The sequence below is a fragment of the Candidatus Pseudothioglobus sp. uisw_142 genome (genome assembly GCF_059512465.1).
In genome coordinates this window covers 1,102,415-1,122,407 of sequence record NZ_CM183452.1, presented here as the reverse complement: position 1 = coordinate 1,122,407, position 19,993 = coordinate 1,102,415, and the positions used below count along the sequence as shown (strand labels likewise).

The 19,993-nt window shown below is 38.2% G+C and carries 22 protein-coding genes; 15 read left to right on the top strand and 7 right to left on the bottom strand.

All coding sequences use genetic code 11. The annotated features are described in order from the left end of the window. The first annotated feature begins 5 nt into the window (after positions 1-5). From AC5YGB_RS05745 to AC5YGB_RS05710, 8 genes are all read left to right on the top strand, one after another. Complete coding sequence (locus AC5YGB_RS05745) at positions 6-1,010, top strand: ABC transporter substrate-binding protein (RefSeq protein ID WP_496138019.1); 1,005 nt, start codon at positions 6-8, stop codon at positions 1,008-1,010. Positions 1,011-1,041: 31 nt separating this feature from the next. After that, the gene (gene hydA / locus AC5YGB_RS05740) at positions 1,042-2,481 is read left to right on the top strand and encodes a dihydropyrimidinase (protein WP_020025963.1); all 1,440 of its coding nucleotides are present in this window, start codon (positions 1,042-1,044) and stop codon (positions 2,479-2,481) included. A 74-nt stretch (positions 2,482-2,555) separates the two neighbouring features. Beyond that, entirely contained in the window at positions 2,556-3,920 is a 1,365-nt protein-coding gene (locus AC5YGB_RS05735) for an FAD-dependent oxidoreductase (protein WP_496136920.1), read from the top strand. 1 nt (position 3,921) lies between these two features. Continuing rightward, positions 3,922-5,223, top strand: coding sequence for an NAD-dependent dihydropyrimidine dehydrogenase subunit PreA (gene preA / locus AC5YGB_RS05730; protein WP_020025961.1), 1,302 nt, complete (start codon positions 3,922-3,924; stop codon positions 5,221-5,223). A 19-nt stretch (positions 5,224-5,242) separates the two neighbouring features. Then, complete coding sequence (locus AC5YGB_RS05725; RefSeq protein WP_496136919.1) at positions 5,243-5,902, top strand: TetR family transcriptional regulator C-terminal domain-containing protein; 660 nt, start codon at positions 5,243-5,245, stop codon at positions 5,900-5,902. A gap of 39 nt (positions 5,903-5,941) precedes the next feature. Then, on the top strand, positions 5,942-6,820 hold the full coding sequence (gene prpB, locus AC5YGB_RS05720; protein WP_271803165.1) for a methylisocitrate lyase: 879 nt from the start codon (positions 5,942-5,944) through the stop codon (positions 6,818-6,820). Beyond that, positions 6,820-7,947 carry a bifunctional 2-methylcitrate synthase/citrate synthase gene (gene prpC, locus AC5YGB_RS05715; RefSeq protein ID WP_496136918.1) on the top strand — a complete coding sequence of 376 codons (1,128 nt, stop codon included), beginning with the start codon at positions 6,820-6,822 and terminating at the stop codon, positions 7,945-7,947. Before prpB ends, prpC begins: the two co-directional genes overlap by 1 nt. 3 nt (positions 7,948-7,950) lie before the next feature. Further along, positions 7,951-9,390, top strand: a complete 1,440-nt coding sequence (locus tag AC5YGB_RS05710) for a bifunctional 2-methylcitrate dehydratase/aconitate hydratase (protein ID WP_496136917.1) — start codon at positions 7,951-7,953, stop codon at positions 9,388-9,390. Positions 9,391-9,406: 16 nt separating this feature from the next. On the opposite strand, the gene AC5YGB_RS05705 is transcribed toward AC5YGB_RS05710, so the two are convergent. Continuing rightward, complete coding sequence (locus AC5YGB_RS05705; protein WP_496136916.1) at positions 9,407-10,546, bottom strand: Ldh family oxidoreductase; 1,140 nt, start codon at positions 10,544-10,546, stop codon at positions 9,407-9,409. Here AC5YGB_RS05705 and AC5YGB_RS05700 point away from each other — a divergent pair. The 3 genes from AC5YGB_RS05700 (at position 10,536) to AC5YGB_RS05690 (ending at position 14,125) form a co-directional block, all read left to right on the top strand. Further along, the gene (locus AC5YGB_RS05700) at positions 10,536-11,573 is read left to right on the top strand and encodes a trans-3-hydroxy-L-proline dehydratase (RefSeq protein ID WP_496136915.1); all 1,038 of its coding nucleotides are present in this window, start codon (positions 10,536-10,538) and stop codon (positions 11,571-11,573) included. The genes AC5YGB_RS05705 and AC5YGB_RS05700 overlap by 11 nt on opposite strands. Positions 11,574-11,649: 76 nt before the next feature. After that, positions 11,650-12,804 (top strand): saccharopine dehydrogenase C-terminal domain-containing protein, encoded by a 1,155-nt coding sequence (locus tag AC5YGB_RS05695; protein WP_496136914.1) that lies wholly within the window; start codon positions 11,650-11,652, stop codon positions 12,802-12,804. Between the two features lie 7 nt (positions 12,805-12,811). Continuing rightward, positions 12,812-14,125, top strand: a complete 1,314-nt coding sequence (locus tag AC5YGB_RS05690; RefSeq protein WP_496136913.1) for an FAD-dependent oxidoreductase — start codon at positions 12,812-12,814, stop codon at positions 14,123-14,125. Between the two features lie 10 nt (positions 14,126-14,135). On the opposite strand, the gene AC5YGB_RS05685 is transcribed toward AC5YGB_RS05690, so the two are convergent. From AC5YGB_RS05685 to AC5YGB_RS05675, 3 genes are all read right to left on the bottom strand, one after another. After that, positions 14,136-15,389, bottom strand: coding sequence for an FAD-dependent oxidoreductase (locus AC5YGB_RS05685; RefSeq protein WP_496136912.1), 1,254 nt, complete (start codon positions 15,387-15,389; stop codon positions 14,136-14,138). A gap of 80 nt (positions 15,390-15,469) precedes the next feature. After that, positions 15,470-15,799, bottom strand: a complete 330-nt coding sequence (locus AC5YGB_RS05680; protein WP_496136911.1) for a hypothetical protein — start codon at positions 15,797-15,799, stop codon at positions 15,470-15,472. Positions 15,800-15,818: 19 nt separating this feature from the next. Beyond that, positions 15,819-16,208, bottom strand: coding sequence for a hypothetical protein (locus tag AC5YGB_RS05675; RefSeq protein ID WP_020024458.1), 390 nt, complete (start codon positions 16,206-16,208; stop codon positions 15,819-15,821). A 100-nt stretch (positions 16,209-16,308) separates the two neighbouring features. Here AC5YGB_RS05675 and AC5YGB_RS05670 point away from each other — a divergent pair, with 100 nt between their 5' ends. Next, positions 16,309-16,659, top strand: a complete 351-nt coding sequence (locus tag AC5YGB_RS05670; RefSeq protein WP_496136910.1) for a MazG-like family protein — start codon at positions 16,309-16,311, stop codon at positions 16,657-16,659. Here AC5YGB_RS05670 and AC5YGB_RS05665 read toward each other — a convergent pair whose 3' ends face one another. Continuing rightward, positions 16,660-17,127, bottom strand: a complete 468-nt coding sequence (locus AC5YGB_RS05665; protein WP_020024456.1) for a hypothetical protein — start codon at positions 17,125-17,127, stop codon at positions 16,660-16,662. Positions 17,128-17,188: 61 nt separating this feature from the next. After that, positions 17,189-17,389 carry a DUF6356 family protein gene (locus AC5YGB_RS05660; RefSeq protein WP_496136909.1) on the bottom strand — a complete coding sequence of 67 codons (201 nt, stop codon included), beginning with the start codon at positions 17,387-17,389 and terminating at the stop codon, positions 17,189-17,191. Between the two features lie 196 nt (positions 17,390-17,585). Here AC5YGB_RS05660 and AC5YGB_RS05655 point away from each other — a divergent pair, with 196 nt between their 5' ends. Further along, positions 17,586-18,419: a phytanoyl-CoA dioxygenase family protein gene (locus AC5YGB_RS05655; protein WP_496136908.1), complete on the top strand. Its 834-nt coding sequence runs from the start codon at positions 17,586-17,588 to the stop codon at positions 18,417-18,419. On the opposite strand, the gene AC5YGB_RS05650 is transcribed toward AC5YGB_RS05655, so the two are convergent. Next, positions 18,416-19,273, bottom strand: coding sequence for an alpha/beta fold hydrolase (locus AC5YGB_RS05650; RefSeq protein WP_496136907.1), 858 nt, complete (start codon positions 19,271-19,273; stop codon positions 18,416-18,418). The genes AC5YGB_RS05655 and AC5YGB_RS05650 overlap by 4 nt on opposite strands. Before the next feature lie 159 nt (positions 19,274-19,432). Here AC5YGB_RS05650 and AC5YGB_RS05645 point away from each other — a divergent pair, with 159 nt between their 5' ends. Both AC5YGB_RS05645 and AC5YGB_RS05640 read left to right on the top strand, forming a co-directional pair. Next, the gene (locus AC5YGB_RS05645; protein ID WP_496136906.1) at positions 19,433-19,720 is read left to right on the top strand and encodes a hypothetical protein; all 288 of its coding nucleotides are present in this window, start codon (positions 19,433-19,435) and stop codon (positions 19,718-19,720) included. A gap of 42 nt (positions 19,721-19,762) precedes the next feature. Next, complete coding sequence (locus AC5YGB_RS05640; protein WP_065353383.1) at positions 19,763-19,987, top strand: hypothetical protein; 225 nt, start codon at positions 19,763-19,765, stop codon at positions 19,985-19,987. The last annotated feature ends 6 nt before the right edge of the window (positions 19,988-19,993 follow it).

The following is a 19,993-nucleotide window of genomic DNA, read 5'->3' as shown; positions in this document are numbered from 1 at the left end:
AAATGATGAAAATATTTAAAAGTAAAACGATATTAGCTGCAATTTGCTCTACTATACTTATAGCTTTGAGCTTTAATACTCAAGCAGGTGATAAATTTACCCTTCAGACGAAGTGGGTAACTCAGGCTCAATTTGCAGGCTATTATGTTGCATTAGAAAATGGTTACTATGATGATGAGGGCTTAGATGTAACAATTAAGTCAGGTGGACCCGATATAGCGCCTCCACAAGTCATGGCAGGCGGTGGTGCAGATATTCTTATTGAGTGGATGCCAGCAGCATTAGCATCTAGAGAAAAAGGGCTTAACCTTGTAAACATAGCACAGCCATTTAAAAGCTCTGGAATGATGCTTACATGCCGTAAAGATTCGGGCATAAGTTCGCCTTCTGACTTCGCAGATAAGACTCTAGGAGTTTGGTTCTACGGTAATGAGTATCCATTTTTGAGCTGGATGAGTAAGCTTAATATGGCAACCGATGGAAGCGCTGGTGGAGTGACAGTATTGAAGCAAGGCTGGGGGATAGAGCCAATTCTTCAAAAGCAAGCAGATTGCGTGTCAACAATGACTTACAATGAATATTGGCAAGTTATTGATGGTGGACTTTCAGCCGATGAGCTAGTAGTTTTCCCATATGATGAGCAAGGTGTTTCAACACTTGAAGATGGATTGTATGTCTTGGAAGAAAACCTAACTGATCCTGCTTTTGTTGATAAAGCTGCGCGTTTCCTTCGTGCTAGCATGAAAGGTTGGGAGTGGGCTTCAAATAATTCCGATGCTGCTGCCGATATCGTGCTTGAAAATGACATGAGTGGCGCTCAAACTGAAAAGCATCAGCGTCGTATGATGGGCGAAGTTAATAAACTTACTGCAAATGGTGGTAAATTAAATGTTAACGATTACCAACGTACAGTTGATACTTTACTTGGGAGTGATTCTGATCCAGTAATTAATGGCGAGCCAGTCGGTGCTTGGACTCATAAGGTCTGGGATGCTGCATTTGGATCATAATATAAAATCTAATTTCTTGTAGGAGAATACTATGTCTGTACTAATTAAAAATGGAACAATTGTTAATGCTGATCAATCTTTCAGTGCCGATGTGCTATGTGCAGACGGCAAAATACAGGAAATTGGCAGTAATATCTCAGCGCCGAGTGGCGCTGAGATCATAGATGCTGCTGGGCAGTTTGTTATGCCCGGTGGTATCGACCCTCATACCCATATGCAATTACCGTTTATGGGAACTGTTGCTAGTGAAGATTTCTATACTGGCACGGCTGCTGGACTTGCTGGTGGAACAACAATGATTATTGATTTTGTTATTCCATCTCCTCAAACCAGTATTCTTGAGGCATATCATCAATGGCGAGAGTGGGCTGAGAAATCAGTAGCTGACTATAGCTTTCATGTTGCCATTACTTGGTGGGATGAAACTGTTCATGCTGATATGAAAACACTAGTTGAAAAACATGGTGTTAACAGTTTTAAGCACTTTATGGCTTATAAAGGGGCAATAATGGCCCCTGATGAAATACTTGTCAATAGTTTCAATAGATCTTTAGAATTGGGTGCAATGCCAACTGTTCATGCTGAAAATGGTGAAATGGTTGCTCAGCTTCAAAAGAAGATTTTTGATATGGGTATAACAGGTCCAGAAGGCCACCCATTGTCTCGACCACCAGAAGTGGAGGCTGAGGCTGCAAATCGAGCTATTAGTATTGCTAATGTATATGGAGTCCCTTTATATATTGTGCATGTTTCTACCAAGCAGTCTTTAGAAGCAATTACTAGAGCACGAAATTCAGGTCAAAAAGTATTTGGTGAAGTTTTAGCGGGCCATTTGCTTGTAGATGAGTCAGTTTACTTAGATAAAAATTTTGAAAGCGCTGCGGCTCATGTAATGAGCCCTCCATTTAGAGCAAAAGAACACCAGGAAGCTCTATGGAAAGGGCTTTTATCTGGTAACTTGCAGACTACTGCGACTGATCACTGTTGTTTTTGTGCTGATCAAAAAGCAGCTGGTAAAGATGATTTTCGTATCACTCCAAATGGAACCGCAGGTGTAGAAAATCGAATGGAAGTGTTATGGCATCATGGCGTTAACACAGGTCTTTTTAATATGAATGAATTTGTTAAATTAACTTCTACAAACGCAGCACAAATTTTTAATATTTATCCAAGAAAAGGAAGTATTTCAGTTGGTGCAGATGCAGATATTGTTGTATGGGATCCAGAGAAAACTAAGAAGATATCTGCTAAAACCCATCACCAAAATATTGATTTCAATATCTTTGAAGGTATGGAAGTCAAAGGCTGTGCTTCACATACTATTAGTGCTGCAAAAGTAGTTTATGCTAATGGTGAGTTAAAAGTTGAAAGGGGAGCCGGAAGATATGTTGACCGTCCTCCTTACTCTTCCTTCTATCAGGGTTTAGATGTTCAGGCAGAGAAAAATAAACCAAAAGCCGTGAAACGATAAAATTTAATTAATTTTTAATTGTGTAACTACATATTTAACTTGACCAAATGGTCAATTATTTTTCGGAGGAAAATATGAGTAATAACAAAATAAAAAGTGAGGGATTGAATATCAAGTCACATCGCCTCAGTAAAAAAGAAATAGAAGATAATTTTTCAGACCTTCATTCTCCTTTAACTCCAATAGAGGCATTAATTGAAGCTGATCGATGCTATTTTTGTTACGACGCTCCATGCACTAAGGCCTGTCCATCAGATATTGATGTTCCAGGTTTTATACAAAGTATTAGGAGTGATAATTTAACGGGAGCAGCTGAGAAAATTTTAAGTGAAAATATTTTTGGAGGTATGTGTGCTCGTGACTGCCCAACTGAAGAGCTCTGTCAACAGGCCTGTGTTCGAAATGATCATGAAGAAAAACCTGTCGAAATTGGATTATTGCAACGTTATGCAACTGACTCAGTTTTAAATAATGGAGTGCAATTATTTTCTAGGGAAGAGAATACAGGAAAGTCAATCGCAGTCGTTGGTGCTGGACCAGCTGGCATATCATGTGCGCATCGTTTAGCAGTTTTGGGTCATAAAATTACAGTTTATGATGCTAAAGATAAGCTAGGAGGTTTAAATGAGTATGGCATTGCAGCTTATAAATCTACTAATGATTTTGCACAACAAGAGCTTGATTACATTCTAGATATTGGTGGCATAAATATTGAAACTGGGATGGAGTTAGGAAAACAAATCACTCTTGAAGATCTTCAAAAGCAATATGATGCTGTATTTTTAGGATGTGGCCTAGGTACGGTCAACCAATTAAATCTTGACAATGAAAATATTGCAGGCGTTATAGATGCAGTTGAGTATATAGCTAATTTAAGACAAACCAGCAATAAAGACGAACTGATGGTTGGGAAAAATATTGTTGTGATTGGTGGAGGCATGACAGCAATAGACATTGCAGTTCAAAGTAAATTATTAGGTGCTGAGCAAGTTACTATTGCCTATAGAAGAGGTAAAAATGCAATGGCAGCGAGTGAATATGAGCAGGCTCTGGCAAAAAAACATGATGTTCAAATTCAGTATAATTTATCACCTAAGCAGCTTATAGCTGATGAAAGTAATGTCTCTGCAATGGAGTTTGATGTTATGAAATCACAAAATGATGGAAGCACAAAGGCAACTGGAGAAAACCTTACATTGAAAGCAGACGTTGTATTTAAGGCAATTGGACAAAAATTAGTTACCGAGGGTTTGACTGATAATAGCTTAGAGCTAGAAAAAGGTAGGATTGTTGTAGATGCACATCGTAAAACTTCATTGACCAAAGTATGGGCAGGTGGGGACTGCATTCTTGATGGAGATAATTTGACTGTATCAGCAGTTCAAGATGGCAAACTAGCAGCAATTTCAATAAACGAAACGCTTAGGCAAGGAGCTTAATATGGCAGATTTAACTAGTAATTTTTTGGGAATTAAGTCACCTAATCCTTTTTGGTTGGCTTCAGCGCCACCCACAGATAAAGCATATAACGTCAATCGTGCTTTTGAAGCAGGTTGGGGTGGGGTTTCATGGAAAACTTTGGGTGAGGATCCTCATATTGTGAATGTTAATGGTCCAAGATACACAACAATGATGAGTAATGATCGACGTGTTATTGGGTTTAATAATATTGAATTAATTACTGATCGCCCTTTTCAAGTTAATCTTAAGGAAATGCGTCAAGTAAAAAGAGACTGGCCCGATAGAGCTGTAGTCGCATCCGTTATGTTTCCTATGAATGAGGCATCTTGGGCAAAGCATATACCTATTATTGAAGATACAGGTATTGATGGCTTTGAGCTCAATTTTGGATGTCCACATGGAATGTCAGAGCGCGGCATGGGTGCTGCAGTTGGGCAAGTTCCAGAATATATAAAACAAGCAACCGAGTGGTGCAAAAAGTACGCCACAGTGCCTGTGATTGTTAAGCTTACTCCAAATATAACTGATGTAATTTATCCTGCGGAAGCAGTCTTTGAAGGTGGTGGAGACGCAGTTTCATTAATTAATACTATAAACTCAATTATGAGGGTTGATTATGACAGCTTGACTATGTTTCCTACTACAGGCGGTATGGGAACGCATGGAGGTTATTGTGGTGAGGCTGTAAAACCAATTGCGTTGAATATGGTTGCAGAAATAGCACGAAATGAAAAAACTAAAAACTTACCAATTTCAGGCATTGGGGGAGTGTCGACCTGGAAAGATGCAGTAGATTTTATTGCTTTAGGTGCAAGTAATGTTCAGGTTTGTACAGCAGCTATGGTTTATGGTTTTAAAATTGTTGAAGATATGAAAACTGGATTGAGTAACTTTTTAGATGAAAAAGGTATGAATTCGGTAGATGAGCTTATTGGTAAAGCAGTCCCATCAGTAACTGATTGGAAATTTTTGAATTTAAATCACGTTGATAAAGCAGTTATTGATCAAGATAAATGTATAAAGTGTGGGCGTTGCCATATCGTCTGTGAAGATACTTCACATCAAGCAATTGAATATTCAACTGAGAGTGGGGATAGAGTCTTTACAGTAAATGATGATGAATGTGTTGGATGTAATCTTTGTGTCAGCGTTTGTCCTGTAGTAGATTGTATTTCAATGGTTGCTATGACAAGTGGAACTGATCCAAGGACAGGTAAGGAGATTTCATCAGAGGTAGCTGATTGGACAACTCATGAAAATAATCCTTTGAAAGTCTCATAAGCTTATGATGGAGTATTGAATGGGCAATATAATTGTTGCTGCAAAATCCAAGGATAGCCCTCGAAGTAAAGAGAGTATTCGTGAAGATAATGAGCTTATTATTTTAACTGCAGCAGAAAAAGTATTTGCAAAGCATGGTCTTAAAGGCTCTACTACCAAACAAATTGCAGATATGGCTGAACTTCCAAAGTCCAATATTCATTATTATTTTCATACTAAATTAAATCTTTATCGATGTGTTTTAGAAAGTATTTTGGTTGATTGGATGAAGGCTGCTGATACATTCAATACATTTGAAGAACCCAGGGAAGCAATAAGGTATTATGTTGGCGCTAAAATGGATTTGTCTAGGGTGAGGCCATTTGGATCCAAAGTGTGGGCAAATGAGATCATTAGTGGAGCTCCAGAAATGGAGATAGTATTATCATCAAGATTAAAAAAATGGGTTGATTCTTGTGTGAGCTCAATAAATACATGGGTTAAGTTAAAGAAAATTGTTGATGTAGGAGATGCACACACATTGTTGTATATGATCTGGGCAACGACTCAACATTATGCTGATTTTGACTATCAAGTGATGATTTTAAATAATGGTAAGAGGTTAACAGATAGTGAGTTTGAAGAAAAAAAACAAGAAGTTATTGATTTGATTTTACGAAGTGTTGGTTTAAATCCATAGTTAACTTGTAAATCACTAAATGTTTTGGGAGAGTCAGGAATGGAAAGTAGTGGTAAAAAATTCAAAAAGTTAGTTAATGAAAATAAGCCACTCCAAATTGTGGGCACTGTTAATGCTTATAGTGCCATTATGGCAGAAAAAGTTGGTCATCAATCAATCTACTTATCAGGTGGAGGAGTGGCAGCCTCTTCTCTTGGAGTTCCAGACCTAGGCATTACTTCACTTGCAGATGTAATTGAGGACGCTAAAAGAATTACTCAGGCGACTTCGTTACCATTATTGGTTGATGCAGATACAGGTTGGGGAGGTGCATTTAATATTGCTCGTTGTGTTCAAGAAATGATAAAGAGCGGTGTTGCAGCAATTCATATTGAAGATCAGGTTTCTCAAAAGCGTTGTGGACATCGACCAAATAAGGCTATTGTGACTACCAGTGAAATGCTCGACCGAATTAAAGCTGCAGTTGATGCTAAAACAGATTCAGACTTTGTTATTATGGCTAGGACTGATGCCTTGGCTATAGAGGGAATGCAGTCTGCCATTGAAAAAGCACAAGCATTTGCTGAAGCTGGTGCGGATATGATATTTCCTGAGGCGCTCAATACTATTGAGCAATATAAAGAATTTTCTGATTCCTTAAGTGTTCCAATTCTAGCAAATATAACTGAATTTGGCCAAACACCACTATTTAGTAGGGGTGAGCTTTCTGAGGCTGGTGTAGATATGATTCTTTACCCACTGAGTGCCTTTAGGGCTATGAGCAATGCGGCTCTTAATGTTTATCAGCATATCTTAGAAGATGGTCATCAGCATAAGGTGATTGATACTATGCAAACGAGGGAAGAGTTGTATCATTTTCTTAACTATCATGAATATGAACAACAATTAGATAAGTTATTCAAGAAGGAGAAAAAATAGTGAGTGGAAAAAAAATGGGTGGTGCTGGTCTTAGGGGGCAGAGTGCTGGAGAGACATCAATATGTACAGTTGGAGTAACTGGTTCAGGCCTTACTTATCGTGGCTATGATGTAGTAGATTTGGCTGAAAATACAACCTTCGAAGAGGTTGCCTATCTGTTGTTACATGAGAAACTTCCAAACTCCCAGGAATTAAAAGACTATATAGAGAAGCTTAAATCATTAAGAGGCCTGCAACCTGAACTTCGCAATACTTTAGAGTGTATTCCTAAAACTGCTCATCCAATGGATGTTTTAAGGACAGGCTGTTCAGTTCTTGGTAATTTAGAGCAAGAGGAAGACTTTTTAAATCAAACCGATCATGCTGATCGAATGCTGAGCGCATTTCCATCAATTTTAAGCTATTGGTATCAGTTTTCCCACTTTGGAAAAAGAATTGATACAGAGACAAATGATGACACAATTGGCGGTCATTTTTTACATCTTTTACATGGTCAAAAAGCCAGCGAACTTCATAACAAAGTAATGAGTATTTCTTTGATTTTATATGCTGAACATGAATTTAATGCTTCCACATTTGCCGCAAGGGTTTGCGCTTCTACGCTCTCAGATATTCATTCTGCAGTGACAAGTGCTATTGGAACCTTACGAGGGCCATTACATGGAGGAGCAAACGAAGCTGCTAGTGCAATGTTATCTCAGTGGCATAATCCTGATGTTGCAGAGGAAGAATTACTTAAAATGCTTTCACAAAAACAACTGGTGATGGGTTTTGGGCATGCCGTTTATACTGAATCTGATCCGCGCAATGAAGTCATCAAACAGTGGTCAAAAAAATTATCTATAGAGGTTAATGACAAGCATCTATATGATGTATCCGAGAGAGTAGAGGCTGTTATGCGAAGAGAGAAAAATTTATTCGCAAATGCTGACTTTTATCATGCTTCAACATATGAATTTATGAAAATACCGACCAAGCTTTTTACACCGATCTTTGTGCTCTCAAGAATAACTGGTTGGTGTGCTCATATATTTGAACAGAGGCACAATAATCGAATAATCAGACCGAATGCAGATTATATAGGTCCAATTCTTCAGAAAGTAATACCAATAGATAAAAGAGGTTAATAAATGAAAGCAGATAGAGTCATTGCAGATCAAGTTCTGCAAGATATAGCAGATTATGTGATTGATTATAAAGTAGAGTCTGAGGAGGCTTTAGATACCGCTAGAAATTGCTTAATAGATACCATTGGTTGTGGTTTACTGGCTTTAAAATATCCAAATTGTACAAGGCATTTGGGCCCTTTAGTTCCTGGCACAACAGTAGAAAATGGTGCAAGAGTTTTCGGTAGGTCGGATGTGCTTGATCCAGTTAAGGCAGCGTGGGATATTGGAGCAATAGTTCGCTGGTTGGATTTTAACGATACATGGTTGGCTGAAGAGTGGGGTCATCCCTCAGATAATTTAGGTGCAATTATGGCGCTTAGTGATTATATTTCTCGTGTTAATATAGCTAATAATAAATCACCACTCACGATTGAAAGTGTTCTTCAGTATATGATCAAAGCTCATGAAATCCAGGGTGTTCTTGCACTTGAGAATAGCTTTAATAAAGTAGGTTTAGATCATGTTTTATTGGTCAGAGTGGCAAGTACAGCTGTTGCAACACATATGCTAGGAGGTAATAGAGATCAAATTATTAATGCTCTGTCACAAGCTTGGGTTGATGGCTCATCACTTCGAACATACAGACATGCACCTAATGCTGGTTCAAGAAAGTCATGGGCCGCGGGTGATGCAACCTCCCGTGCGGTTCGCTTAGCGATGATGACGATAGCTGGTGAGATGGGTATGCCTTCAGTTTTGAGTGCGCCAGAGTGGGGCTTCTATGATGTAAGCTTCAAGAGTAGAGAGTTTAGTTTTTCCAGGAGTTATGGCTCTTATGTGATGGAGAATATTCTTTTTAAGATATCGTTTCCAGCTGAATTTCATGCACAAACTGCTGTAGAGTGCGCAGTTACTCTTTACCCAGAAGTTAAGGATAAGTTGAATAAAATTGAAAAGATTGAAATTACAACGCATGAGTCAGCACTAAGAATTATTGATAAAACAGGCGCTTTAGATAATCCCGCTGACCGTGATCATTGTATGCAATATATGCTTGCAGTTGCATTGATTAAAGGCGATTTAGTTGCTGACTTCTATGAGGATAGCTTTCATCAACAGAATCCTTTAATTGATGAGCTTCGAGATAAAATGCTGTTAATTGAAGATAAAAGATATTCAATAGATTACCTTGCTGATGACAAAAGATCTATTGCTAATGCAGTACAGATCTTTTTTAACGATGGGAGTCATACTGAGAAAGTAGAAGTTGAGTACCCAATTGGACATCGTCATCGTCGCAAAGAGGGAATTCCATTATTAGAGATGAAATTTCTTAATAGTCTAAAAGATACTTTTTCTAATGAACAAGCTAAGAGAATTTACTCATTATGTCTTGATAATGAGAATATTAAAAATACTTCTGTTAACGAGTTCATGGACTTATTTCTAATTTCAGACTAATTATTCTTAAGGCTATTTAATTTTGGTTTATAAGGCTTGAAATTGTTTTAACTAAATCACTGTTTACTTGTCTCGGTCCAAGGTCTTGCCTATTTTTATGGCGCCTCTCACCAGGTAGACGAGTCCCTTCTATTTCATTGTATTTTTTTAAAAAATTCTCTGTTTGATCAGCTGTGTCCTTTCCAGACAATATTTTAGGAGACATGGCAAGAATAAACTGTCCACCTTGAACTGGGCCTCCATCTCCGTTATCACGCTCCTTTGATTCATATGAAAAAGTTTCACCTACTAGTGGGCCAGATAGTAGTTCAATCATAAGAGCAATGACAGACCCCTTATGACCTCCAAATGGAAGTAAAACCCCTTTATCAATTTCTGCTGCATCTGTCGTCAGTTCTCCTGATGGGGACAGCCCAGTCCCAAGGGGAACAGAGTGCCCATCTCGTGCTGCAATTTGAATCTCTCCTTTAGCCATTGACGCTGTTGCCATATCAAAAACGATTGGATTTTTTCCAGGTCTTGGCCATGAAAATGCCATTGGATTAGTTCCATATAATGCAGTTGTTCCACCTGAAGGAGCGACTGCCGGTGTGTATGAAACTGACGTTAGGCCAACGAGGCCCTCATCACTGATTGCCTCTACTTCAGGCCATAGGGCTGCAAAGTGATGGCAGCGCTGAATGGCTAGCCCCGCGATTCCAAAAGTGTGAGCTGCTTGGATTAATTTTTCAAGTCCATATTTATGTGCAAGTGGTGCAAAACCATTATGAGCATCACATCTGAATATTGTTGGTGTAACTTCCTCAATTTCTGGCTTAGCAGAGCCATCTACTTTATTACTTTTAAGGGCCTTAACATACCCAGGAATTCGAAATAAACCATGAGAGACTGAGCCATCTCGCTCAGCATTTGTAACGGTAGTTGCAACTGCATCAGCATTCTCTTCATTAGCGCTATTATTTATAAGCGCTGCTTTAGCTAGGTTGAAAATCTCATCAAGGCTCAGTTCGGTTGTCGTTGAAGTCATTAGGTTAATCCTCTTGTTAAATATCCATTCAGGAAGGTAAGTTGCTAAGTATAAGGAATTCAGCAGCCAAGTTACAAAAAAATGATAACATGCAATAAAAAAATCATACGCAATCAAAATGAAAAACAATAAAACTATTCAAATTGTCTCATGCCATGCTGAAGGCGAGGTTGGTAATGTTATTGTTTCAGGGGTTGAAATGCCTCCAGGCAAAACCCTTTGGGAGCAAGCAAGATGGATTCATGAAGATCAATCCCTTCGTCAGTTCGTTTTAAATGAACCAAGAGGGGGCGTTTTTAAACATGTCAATCTTTTAGTTCCTGCTCAAAATCCTAAAGCAGTCCAGGGTTTTATTGTTATGGAGCCTGAGCATACACCTCCCATGTCGGGCTCAAACTCGATCTGCGTTTCAACGGTCCTATTAAATACTGGAATCATTCCAATCAATGAGCCAATCACAGAATTTATCCTTGAGGCACCAGGGGGCCTTGTTCCCATTAAAGCCTATTGTGAAGATGGCAAGGCAGTAAGTATTGAGATTCATAACGTTGCGTCATTTGCCGATAAGCTTAATGTTTTTTTAGAGGTCGAAGGTGTTGGAACCTTGGAGGTTGATACTGCCTATGGGGGAGATAGTTTTGTTTTGGTTAATGCGCGTGAGATTGGTTTTGAAATAGAGCCTCATGAGGCTAGAGATTTATCCGAGTTAGGTGCAAAGATTACCGCAGCAGCAAACCAACAGCTAGGCTTTAAGCATCCAGAAAATTCCGAGTGGAATCATATTTCATTCTGTGAGTTTGCGCTCCCAATCTTTGAGGAAGAGGGCGTTAAGGTGAGTAAGAATACTGTAGTTATTGATCCTGGTAAGCTTGATCGCTCTCCATGTGGAACAGGCTGCTCAGCGCGAATGGCAGTGCTTCATGCAAAAGGAGAGTTAATTAAAGGAGACCGCATGATCGGTCGCTCCATTCTCAATTCAAGGTTTGACTGTCAGATAGTAGATGAAGTGCTCATTGGCAATCAAAATGCAATTATCCCGTCTATAAGAGGGAGGGCTTGGATTACTGGAACGCATCAACTGACACTTGATCCAGATGATCTTTTTCCAGAGGGTTACCGACTCAGCGATACCTGGCCCAAAAAACAGTCAATATAGATATTTATTTTTGAAGATTTATCTAAAAACTAGTGTAAAAATAAATTTATAGTTAAAAATTATTTAAGGAGTATAAATGCCTACAATTCATTGGTTGGGGACTGGTCTATCAGCTATCCCAGGACTCAAAAAACTGATTGAGAATGGACATTCTGTCATTGTTTACAATCGAACAGTAGACAAGGCAATAGAAGCCTTGTCAGGAGTGGATGGAGATTACCAGGTTATTCCATTTTCAATTGAAGCGGTTAAAAAATACGCAAGTGCTGGTGATGTAGTTGTTTCAATGCTGCCAGGCAACTTTCATTTGCCAGTGGCTGAACTCTGCATCTCTTTAGAGGCTCATTTTGTATCTAGCTCTTATATCTCAGATGAGATGAGAGGCTTAAACAGCGCTGCCATAAAGAAGGGTTTATGCCTTGTAAACGAAGTTGGACTGGATCCAGGCATAGATCATAGTATGTCACACTCCTTAGTTGAAGAGTATAGAAATTCAAGCGTATTTTCTAAAGAAAATAGCCATTCTTTTTTAAGTTATTGTGGCGGTCTGAGTGATGTTCCAAATGACTTTTGCTACAAGTTTAGTTGGTCACCGCTCGGCGTTCTTAAGGCATTAATGTCAACCTCTGTGAGTATCCGAGATAGTGAAGTTTATACTGTAACCAAACCATGGGAGTCCGTAGAGATTTATCCACTCCCAATGCCATGGGGCGAGGATGAATTTGAGGTGTATCCTAATCGTGATTCACGTCCTTTTATAGAGCAATACCAAATGGATGATGACCTCAAAATTGAGCAATTCGTGAGAGGGACTCTCAGATATAAGGGCTGGAAGAGCGCATGGAGTAATATCTTTTCAGAGGTAGACTCACTCAATAGTGCTGATTCAGAAGCTCGGCTTAAAGAGATTAGTGATGATTTATGGAGCAATTACTCTTACAAAGAAGATGAGGTTGATCGGGTCATTTTGACTGTTGAGCTTAAGGTTAAAAATAACTCTAAGGTTGTTTGGCACAAGCAATTTTTGCTAGACACACTTGGTAACTCAATGGGCAGTGCAATGGCGCAACTCGTCTCATGCTCAGTAGCACTCGCTGTTGAAGCAGTTATGGGCAATGAAATTTCTGCTGGCGTGAGCGCAGCGCCTCATGATAGTAAACTCGTTGATCGATGGCTCAAACAAGCGGATGACATAAGTGATCACTTTGTTTTAGTTGACCACTTGAATTAATCATTGGGTGAGCCAGTTGAGCCTTAAATTTGATCATGAAACTAAGGGCTGGGCAGATTTAATACCCCGGAGAAATCCGCAGTCAAATTTAACCTCAAATATAGATACGAGATGGCTTGTGATTGGTGCAGGTTTCACAGGTCTTTCGTGTGCAAGAAGATTGGCTGAACTGAATCCAAGTGATAAGATTATTTTGCTTGAGGCTAGAGAGATTGGCCAAAACGCATCTGGAAGAAACTCAGGATACGCAGTAGCGCATAGTCATTTTTCTGGGAGATATCAAAAAGATCAACTTGGACACTATGAAAGGATTGATCGTATCAATCAAGCGGGCCTTGAATCTCTTAGCGCCGTCATAACTAAAAACCATATTAATTGTGACTTTAAGGAGTCTGGTATATACCATATGGCTGCTGATGAAAGTTCATCCTTAGAATGCGATTATTTTGTTGATTACCTTGAGAAAAGGGAGATTAAACATGAGCCACTCTCTCAGGAAAAAAGTCATCTAAAGCTGGGAACAAATTGGTACCAAAAGGGTGTCAAGGTCATGAATGGTGCTTTGGTTCAGCCAGCGCAACTTGTTTTCGGTCTTGCTGACAAGCTTCCCAAAAATGTTGAGCTTTATGAGAATTCACCAGTCATAGATATCAGGAAAGGCAAAATTAATACTTTGAGGACGCCAGAGTCAACGATCAGGGCTAAAAATGTAATTATGGCTTGTAATTATGAGCCTTTGGCAAGTGGTCAACAAAAACAAAGAGTCGTCGGCGTTACCCTCTCAGGAAGTATCACTAGGGTGCTGACTCAGGATGAAATTGAAACACTAGGTACTGAAACGTCATGGGGTGTCTTATCTCTTCACAGCGGCGGTGCAACGGTTAGGCTCACTGATGATAAAAGGATTTCAATCAGGAACACTGCTGAATACAATAATCATCGCTTATTAAATAAAGGCCAACTAATGGCAAGACAAAAAATTCACCGTCAGTCATTTGATAATCGATTTCCAGATCTAAGCCACGTGCCATTTGAGCACTTATATTCGGGTGTTGAGGGAGTCACCGCTAATAAAACAAATATCTTTAAAAGGCTGTCACCTAACCTTTATTTTGCTGGTTGCTATAATGGCTCTGGCATTACTAAGGGGACAGCTTTTGGAGTAGCTATTGCTGAACTTGCAAGTGGTCATGATCTCGAATTAGTGAGTGACTGTTTAGGGATTGAAGAAGCTAAATGGCTCCCTCCAAGACCTCTCTTAGATCTGGGAGCGTGGTACATCACAAAACAAAGATTTAGTGGGGTTGGAAAAGATCGTTAAATACGAGACACTAAGCAAGATGGTTTAGTTTTGCTCCAAACTCAATAAAATTCCCCTTTAGCTTTCCAAACTTCTCATTGTTACTATGAGTTGGTTTAATCGGTAAAGACGCCTCACTACCAGTCAAAAAACTCTCAATGATAGATCTACCAAGGTAGGTTCCAGGGCCGATCCCCCTTCCTGAATATCCAAAAATTGAATATGCGCCTTGACCAATTTTATAAATTTTTGGAATATGGTCATCTGTCATTGCAATTTGACCGCCCCAGAAATAATCTAAGGAAATATTCTTAAGAGAAGGGAAAATAGATTGAGTTTTTCTTTTGGCCCATGATGAGTGAATTTTAGAAATATTAGGACCAAGGTTTCCAATGCCACCAATGATGAACCGATTTTCATCATCTAGTCGGAAAGATGACATCACAGTGGCTGTATCCCAGCATCCTTCTTTATTCTTCAAAATATCCTCTAAAGAATCTTTGGATAGTGGTTTTGTTGCTGCTTGAAAATAATATACAGGTGTATATTTTGATGGGTCAATTCCTTTTATATTTTGCTGGTAGGCGTTCGTTGCAATCAATAACATCTTGGATTGGATTGACCCGCTTTCTGTTTGAATCTCCCAGAAATTGTCTTTGCGTATAATTTTTGTTGCTAGGGATGCTTCAAAAATATTTGCCCCTTTAGACTGCGCCGCTCTTGCTAAACCCCGGCAGTAGCTTAGTGGATTAATTGTGCCAGCTTTTTTATTGAGTAGGGCGCCATGAAATTTAGATGAACCAATTCTTTTTTCCGCCTCTTTTTGATCTAAAAGTTCTAATTCTGCACCACGCTCAGTGAGCTGTTGATAACGATCTTGAATATCCTTAAAGCCCTTTTGAGAATGTGCACAGTGAAGGGTTCCAGTTCGGTTTGCGCTGCAATTTATCTTATATTTGTCTATAAGTTCGAATACTAAATCTGGCGCTTTGGATAAAGCCTTATTGAGTTTAATGCCCGAATCTTTTCCAAGGATACTCTCAACTTTTTTTGGAGGAAGCCATAACCCCGAGTTCACTAGTCCAACATTTCTGCCTGAACCTCCAAACCCAATTTTTTTATCAATAAGCGTTACTGAAAGTCCATTTTCAGCAGCAGATAACGCAGCTGAACAGCCCGTGTAGCCGCCACCCACAATCGTTAAGTCAGAGACAACTGAGTCTTTTAGTTGCTCAAAGCCTATATTTTCTTTTGAGCTATTTTCCCAAAGGTTATTTTGTAGCATTAATAATTCATTAACTATTCCTATGTATATAGTAAATAAAAAAGACGCCCTAAAGCGCCTTTTCTTGAATTTATATCTCTTTAAGGAAGGAGTGTTGCGCCTGTTTCCATCCTAATAACTTGCCCATCCTTGATTTGATGAAAGGCTAAGACCGCCTCACGAGTTCCATCAGGAAAGCTCATGACGCCATGAGTTACCATTGCCTCATTACTTTCATAAAGGCAGCGTGAATCATGTGTAACAAAATCATCACTGTTCATCATAAATGTAAACATTTCCATGGACTCTTCTTTATTCTTTTTTGAGTTATCTAGGTGCATAACAAATTGATAATCATCATGAAGGGTTGCTGCATATGCTTCCATATCATTGGCTTCTCTTGCTGCTTCTTGTGCTTTGTATACTGACATAATGTCTCCTTATAATTAATTAAGATGTTACAAAATAAATAATAACTGCTATTAGAGGAATTAGAGGTCTAATCGCATTTTTTGGTTCATGATCAGCACCATCAAATGTTGACCAAACTTTTAATACAAGTCCCATATTAAAAATAAACGCAGAAAAAGTAAAAATTCCAACACCAGCAACAAGTTCTTTTGCAGAGCTAAAGCCTCCAATTTGTAACATTGGCAAAGTTGCAATTAGCATTAAAACAAAGCCAAACATGAGGAACCCTGCTGGTTTAAATGCAAAGCCTGCTTGAGGCGAGTCCATTCGATTGGATTCTGCAAATTTCTGAGAATTAAATGCGAGCTGAATGGCAAAGAAACCGCCAAACAGAATTAAAAAAACATGACAAAGAAGTGGAATACTCATAATGGCTCCTATTAGTTATTTAAAAACTTAAGTAAAATCAAACGGGTTAAGTATACTAAATTTTTTTCTTATCGAGTTTAAATAAAACAATTTAAAAATTATGGATATATTTGATATACAAAACCAACTGAAAGAGTTTGCTTCTGAAAGAGACTGGGAGCAGTTTCATACCCCTAAGAATATAGCTATGGCCCTAAGTGTTGAATCTTCAGAGCTTGTCGAGATTTTTCAATGGCTCAAACCTGAGGAGTCACAGTTACCTAATAAAAAGCAGCTTGAATTAATTAATAGTGAGGTTGCTGATATCGCGATGTATTTACTTCGTTTTTGTGATTTATTAGATCTTAACTTAGAAAAAGCTATTCAAGAGAAATTAGTTAAAAATGCAGAGAAGTATCCTGTGACTCTATCGAAGGGAAATGCAAAGAAATATAATCAGAGGAGTGATTAGTTAAATCTCAACTTTAAAGCATTCATAGGGCTTTCCTGATGATGGTTGCAGGTTAATGTAGTCATCCGCCAAAACCATAATCTGTTCCGAGTTTCTTTCATTGAGGGTGAACTGCTCTTGCATATTAAAATACTGGTCGAGCCATGGATGATTTCTGTTTGTAACTTTAATTGTGTCGATCATACTTACTAAATTTTGATCCTCAATCTCCCAGACACCAGTCCCAAGTGCACTGTATACAACCTTTACTTTATTTTCTTCGATAGGAAAATCAACAATGAGTTCACCAAAGCTGTTCCATGTCCCATCTTTTTTATATCTAATCATCTCGAAGGCTGCATAACCTGGATAAAAATCCTTGCAAATCCAGTTGCCAAGTATTTCAGTTTCATAGAAACGAGGAGACATAGCGGCGTTTGAGGCCGAAGTGAGTAAGAATATAAATAAAGTTGTAAATATAGTTTTCATAATTAAAGTTTAGTTTAAATCAAACCGTAATTTGTGAATTATTAATGTATTTTGAGCGAATTTATTTCCTCTTTTGTAACTGATCTGCTAGATCTATAATTTTATTACTTACAGTTTTTTTGAATACAAATGGAATTACTGCATGAATAATGGCAATGATAAATAGCCCAAATAAAACGAAGCCATATTTGCAGGCTGCAATGAGGTGCTGAAGGTAAGTCTCACCAACTTCTTTCGGATGCTTTGAAAAAATATTAGACACGCGTTATTGACTTAGTGAATTCATGAATAAATCAAGTATATAGGCTTATAAAAAATAAGGTTATTAATTTTTAAATATTTGTAATAAAATGTCATTTTTTACTGAATTATAATCTTGTTTGTAGTTAGTAAATTTATTAGATACATCAGTGAGTCCTAATAAAGCCTCGCATCTTATATTAAGGAAATTAAAAAATATGCTTAAAATTTTAACAAATGAGCAGATAGAGCAATATCATGATGAGGGATTTATATCACCAGTAAGGGTTATGTCTGTAGATGAGGCATTAAAAGTCAGGAGAGATCTGGAGGCTGTTGAGGCAGAGTTTCCTGAGGAAATGAATTCAGAAAGTCGGAACAACTTACACCTTTCCTTTACTTGTTTGGATGCACTCGCACATAACAAAATAATTGTGGATGCTATTGAGGATCTTATTGGTCCAGATATATCACTCTGGGCTTCAGTCATGTTTATCAAAGAGCCATCCTCTAAGCAGTATGTGAGTTGGCACCAGGATGCAACCTATATGGGTCTTGATAGCATGGATTTTCCAACGCCATGGATTGCATTGAGCCCGAGCAATAGAGAGACTGGATGTGTGACGATGATTTCAGGTAGCCACAAATTAAGACTCCAAAAGCATGAAGATACATACGCTGAGGACAATATATTAACTCGAGGCCAGGTTGTTCAAAATGTGGATGAAACTAAAGCAGTCGACTTGATTTTAGAGCCCGGTGAAATGTCAATTCATCACGGCACTATTATTCATGGGTCTCAGCCAAACAATAGCAATCAAAGAAGGATTGGCTTTTCATTACAATCCTATATGTCTCCAAAAATAAAACAAGTTGTGGGTCAAAATATATGGACACATGTTCGTGGACAAAAGAGGCAAGATGAAGATGGGATATTGCTAGAACGACCAAAACACAATATGGATCCAGTTACCGTTGCTCAAAGAAAAATTGCTAACGAAAACTTATCAAATATTCTCTATAAAGGTGCAGCAATAAAACGCAGTTATTAATTATTCTTTCTAATCCATTCGAGGATTTTATTAACCCCTTGTTCGGTTTTAGTTGGACTTAAAATGTCACCAAGAACACCATGCTTCGAGGGGTCATCCTCAAATGAGACTATTGGGTTAAAAACATCAACATTGTTACCCATTTTAGAAATGATTCTTCGCGTCGCTTTTGGGGATACAACCTGGTCATAATCTGAAAACCAAAAGAGAATCGGAAGTTTTATCTTGCTGTGATTGACTAGAGAGGCTGCAACCACAGCATCCTTTACTGGGAAAAGTGCCTTCGTAGGGTAGCGAGTAGTCCAGCAGCGAGCATGCTCAGAATTTCTTGGAGTAAATGCGTGTTCATTTCCCAAAATCAGAGGAATAAACCACTTTGCACCTGCCAACCTAAGAAAGTGGCCCTTATAAGAGCTTGGCCCAAAATTGGGTGAGACATAGATTACAGATTTAACTTTTTTCTGAACTTCAAGAATGCAATGGATAAGTGAACAGCCGGTAGATGAGCCAATAAGAATAACTTCATCACCAATCACTTTACCGATACGAATTGCCTCATTGGTGTCTGAAATCCAGTCATCAAAGGTGGCATTACTTAATGCAATACCGTCTTGACCATGGCCAGTTAACCTGGTGAAGAAAACATTTGCTCCTATACTCTTTGCAACTTCTTCAATTACCGGGCTCAGTTCAACCCGTGTCGCAGAAAAACCATGAATAAAAACGATACTTAAAGAGGTTTTTTGAGAAGACTTTCCAGCCCATAAAATTTTCTTTCCAATATTTTGACGAAGGTTAGGGACTGCTGCTTCATTACTCTTAATTTGTTTTTCGACATTACTAAGATCAATCATTTTGAGCTAATTTTTTTAAATTTATTTTGGATTTTAATTATAGCTTTAACTGCTTTAAAAAATTATTAATTTGGTATACAAAAAGTAATTAAATATTATTACAAAAAGTATACAAAAAGTGTATACTAATTTTCAACATAGAGTTTGATTGATCTTTAGATGGGCAAATACGTTACAAAAAATCAAGAAGAAGATGAGAAAAGAGTGGTCAGCGTAAGGATTCGTAGGCCGGTTTTTGATGCATTTAGGGGCGCTTCAATGGCTGCTAAAGATTTTGGTTATAGCATGTCTCTCTCTGGTGTTTTTGAGACTGCAATGGAAGATGCAATATCTGAGTTTAAGGATATTAGTGGAATTGACTATAAAGATGTTGCAAAAACGGAGCTTAATCAGAAGTGGGAGAGTAAATACAAAGCTTCTAAAAAAGACTCCAAAGGTAAATCTTAAAAAAGGGATTAAAAGTTTATATATTATTAGGAGAGAAGATTTATGTCAGATAGCAGTGTCATAACTAAGATAAAGGACTTAAGAAAGGATTTAGATAAAGAAACTGATTATTTGCAAGAACAGATGGAGCTTCCTTTGGCTGGCAAATTAGCAAAGAATATACAATCAGAAAACAATTCACTCCAGTTGAGTAAAGGGATTGCAATTTCAAAATGGATAAGAAAGATTACCTCACAATTTGAGTCCGTTGATCCGTTTTATAAGTAATTATTA